Consider the following 3,533-nt stretch of genomic DNA (forward strand, 5'->3'; position numbering starts at 1 on the left):
TCGTAGTACAGCCTTTAGGCTGCCAATGAGCACGCTAAAGCGTGAACTACAAACTATGTCATCTCTACTTTTGACAGGTTTCTATTGTTGTTTCATACCTAAAACGCAGGTTCATGAATAATGCAGGCTAAAAACTTAAACACTGAACAACACCGAATTTCACTGAAGTATTTTTATTTAACAAAAAACACAAAACCATAAATCCGATTTCAACTTTGGTTCGTAATTATTTTTGAAAACACAAGGCGCCGTTTTCAAAGCGAATATTTACTAACTAAATTAAGGAGAAGCATTATGTTTCATAATCGATTTTTTGGCATGACTCTTTTGGGTGTCCTGGCTATGGGAATTGTGGTAGGGTCCGGAATCATGATCAAAGCCGCTGACCACCTCGATTCACCAAATTCATCCGAGAGCAATCTGGACGTCAATGACCTCTACGTTTTTAATCAAGGCAACAATGTTGTGTTTGCCATGACCGTGAGTCCGCTTGCGGGCAGCGGTGCTGCCTTTAATCCTGATGGACTTTATCAATTCAAACTTGACAAAGAGCGGGACGGCATCGAAGACGCGGTCATTCAAGTGACTTTTGACGGAACGGGGACAGGTCAAACCGTACAGGTTCGGGGTCCCGTAGCGCCGTCAATAACCGGCCCGGGGGGAAATAAAATTCTAAGTAGTTCGGCTATTTCAGGTAACTTTAATAGCAATTTTACCGGAAATGGCATGACCGTTTTTGCCGGCCCTCGTGAAGATCCGTTCTTTGTCCATTTGTTTGGCGACGCGAGCTTGACCAGCGTTTTGAACGCCGCCTTCACTGCGGCCCTCGGCACTCCAGTCGGTGATCCCAACGAACAAACTTTTGCTTTCGCAGATCCGGCATCGGATGATCTCGCCGGCGCGAATGTGTTGGCAATCGTTGTCGAAGTTCCCAAATCAGCAGTAGCCAGCGCTCTCGGAATCACCACATCGGACACCTTTTATGCCTGGGCAACAACCAGTGTAAAAGACTGACCTAAACATTCAACTCAAATTATCTTAAAGAAAGGAACCAAAAGATGTTAAAAACAAAATTCTTATCCATGTTGCTTTGCTTATTACTTGCAGGATTTATGGCTTTCACTGCCTGCGACGGGGATGGTGGTATGGAACCCGTCGACGATGACACCTATACCCAGGTAGACCGAATAGGAATCCCGGCTTTGAACACTGTTTTCAATCATCCCCCTGCTTTTAGCAAGGTCGATTATAACACTTCAGGTCCGGCGACGGATGTTGCCAATTACACAGCCCAGTTTGTAACGGTCCTGGGAGCGGTTGCCAATGCAGACCCGGCCGGGACTGCCGCAGCCTTGCTGCCGGATGAACTGCCCGTGAATTTGGGTTCGGCTACCTCTAATTTTGCTTTGTTCGACGGCCGCAAACTCTCAGATGATGCCACGGATGTTGCGTTAACCGTTGTTGTCGGTGTCCCGGCTCTGCAAAGCGATAATGTTGATGCCAATGATGTTGAATTTTTAAATTCATTTCCATATTTGGCACCGCCTAATTAAACTGAGGTCGCTAATTGCCGGCCTCCCTTGCATGAACTTGGGAGGCCGGCATTAGTTTTTATGATATGATACTTAAATTGAGCGATTGAGCTTGAAATGAACTTACTGTTGGGAACGTGTTGGTAGTGCATGCTTTAGCATGTTTACGGCCGTCCCAGGCAAGCTGAAGCTTGCACTACGAACCTCCCGCTCCGGAGAATCGCTCAGTTTAGGTGATGGAAATATTGAAACCAAACATTGGAATTAAAAATGAAAATGTCTAAGAAAAAACTAATTTTCGGATTTGCAATTTTATCATCTGTTTTAATTCTGTCTTTTAGTTTGAAATTGCATTCGAACTCAAAGTCAGCGGTAACGGAAGAAGTGCTCCAAATAGCTCTGTCGAGCCATCTTCCCGAGAAGCCGGTCATGACCAAAAGCATCGAATTCTTTGAGAATCGTTTAAATGAAAGGAATGGCGAGGATATTCTCGCCCAAAACCAGCTGCTGGGAAATTATCTGGCACGCTTCAAAGCCTACGGTCAGCAGAAAGATTTGGCGGCGGCTAAAAAGCACCTCAACAGTCTGTTAAAACGCTATCCGAAAAAGGCCTCCCTGTATTCAACTCTGGCCAATGTTCAGATGGCCGGGCATCAATTCGAAAAGGCCGTCGGGTCGGCTGAAAAAGCAATTGAGGTTGCCGAGCCGGATGACTTTGTCAATTTTCACCTGCGCTTGTTCGATGCACTGTTGACCTATGGCGATACCGACGAAGCGCGGGATATCTTACGAACGATGTCTTTTAGCCGCAGGTCATTCGATTTTTTGGTTAGAAAAGCAAGGCTGGAAGACAAGCTCGGGAATTTAGAAAATGCGAAATCGGACATGGAGAAGGCCCTATATCAGGCCAAGGCTTATTCTCAGTCCCCCGTGGTGATAGGCTGGTGTTTGGTCACCCTGGGTCATTATGAACATCACAGCGGCAATGGGCAAAAAGCCGTTGATACCTATCTCGAAGCGCTCGAACAACTGCCGGGCTATCCTGCCGCACTTGAAGGCATTGCGGCCATCAGCCATACCATCGATCACAACTTGCTTGCGGCAAAACAACTCTACCAAAAAGCCCTGGAAAATGGCGGCGAGCTCGACATTTATGCTAACTTGATCGCAATTGAGCGGCAGCTCGGTAATGATGAAAATGCGGAAAACTATCTCAAGCACTTCATTAAAAAAGCTACTCAAGACCCAAAAACGGAAAGATTATTTTACCGGCCGTTGGCATTTTTGCTTGCGGAGAAAAACGAAACGCTCAGCCGTGCACTTCATTACGCAAAACTGGATTTAAAAAACAGGCCGAGTTCCGAAAGTTACGACACCCTGGCCTGGGTGCTTTATAAAAGCGGCGATATCGAAAACGCTTACGAAGCCGCAATTAAGGCAGTAGCCTGGGGCAGCCCAGAGCCTGTCGTTTTGTATCATTCCGGCATAATTATGTGGGATTTCGGAGAAAAAGAACAGGCACAGGTTTTGTTGGAAGCAGCGCTTGAAAATGCGCAAGAGTTGCAAGCAGATGTTGTGGCAGAGATTCGGGCTAAATTGCAAATGAGCTGAGAATGGCGTAGTTCATGGGGCTGTCCCAAAGCCCTGAAATGTCGTTGCGAATCCCGCGTTTCTTTGCGGGATGAAGCAATCTCATACTTGTTGGACACAGAGGGCTCTGAGTATCACAGCGCGGCAAAGCCGCAACCAATAACTAAGCCACGGATTTTCACTGATTGGCACGGATAAAAATGCATTTAGAAAAAAATTAAAGAATCATTACACGCGCAATTTGAAATTTGTAGAAATATTGTAGGTAAAAAAAGTGAAATTTTAAGCTCCATTTATTAAATCCGAGTTTTATCCGTGTTCACCCCGTTAGATTAAAGTCTTTGATGTTTCTGGTAAGATGATATCTTTATCTCACGGGGTGAATCCGTGGCTATATTATTTTTTATTTTA

Annotated in this window: 3 protein-coding genes; all 3 read left to right on the top strand. The window is 45.5% G+C overall.

Going from position 1 to position 3,533, the window contains the following annotated elements; translation table 11 throughout:
- Window positions 1-294 precede the first annotated feature (294 nt).
- A complete protein-coding gene (locus IH879_21615) occupies window positions 295-1,014 on the top strand; it encodes a DUF4331 family protein (GenBank protein ID MCH7677524.1) in 720 nt (239 codons plus the stop codon).
- 44 nt (window positions 1,015-1,058) lie between these two features.
- On the top strand, window positions 1,059-1,553 hold the full coding sequence (locus tag IH879_21620; protein ID MCH7677525.1) for a DUF4331 family protein: 495 nt from the start codon (window positions 1,059-1,061) through the stop codon (window positions 1,551-1,553).
- Between the two features lie 255 nt (window positions 1,554-1,808).
- Window positions 1,809-3,143 (top strand): hypothetical protein, encoded by a 1,335-nt coding sequence (locus IH879_21625; protein MCH7677526.1) that lies wholly within the window; start codon window positions 1,809-1,811, stop codon window positions 3,141-3,143.
- Window positions 3,144-3,533 lie beyond the last annotated feature (390 nt).

The organism is candidate division KSB1 bacterium, from assembly GCA_022562085.1.
In the GTDB taxonomy this organism is placed as follows: domain Bacteria; phylum Zhuqueibacterota; class Zhuqueibacteria; order Oceanimicrobiales; family Oceanimicrobiaceae; genus Oceanimicrobium.

Excerpts from the sequence above, each read along its gene's own strand:
- IH879_21625 (MCH7677526.1), top strand. The coding sequence starts at position 1,809 with ATGTCTAAGAAAAAACTAATTTTCGGATTTGCAATTTTATCATCTGTT.
- IH879_21615 (MCH7677524.1), top strand. The coding sequence starts at position 295 with ATGTTTCATAATCGATTTTTTGGCATGACTCTTTTGGGTGTCCTGGCT.
- IH879_21620 (MCH7677525.1), top strand. The coding sequence starts at position 1,059 with ATGTTAAAAACAAAATTCTTATCCATGTTGCTTTGCTTATTACTTGCA.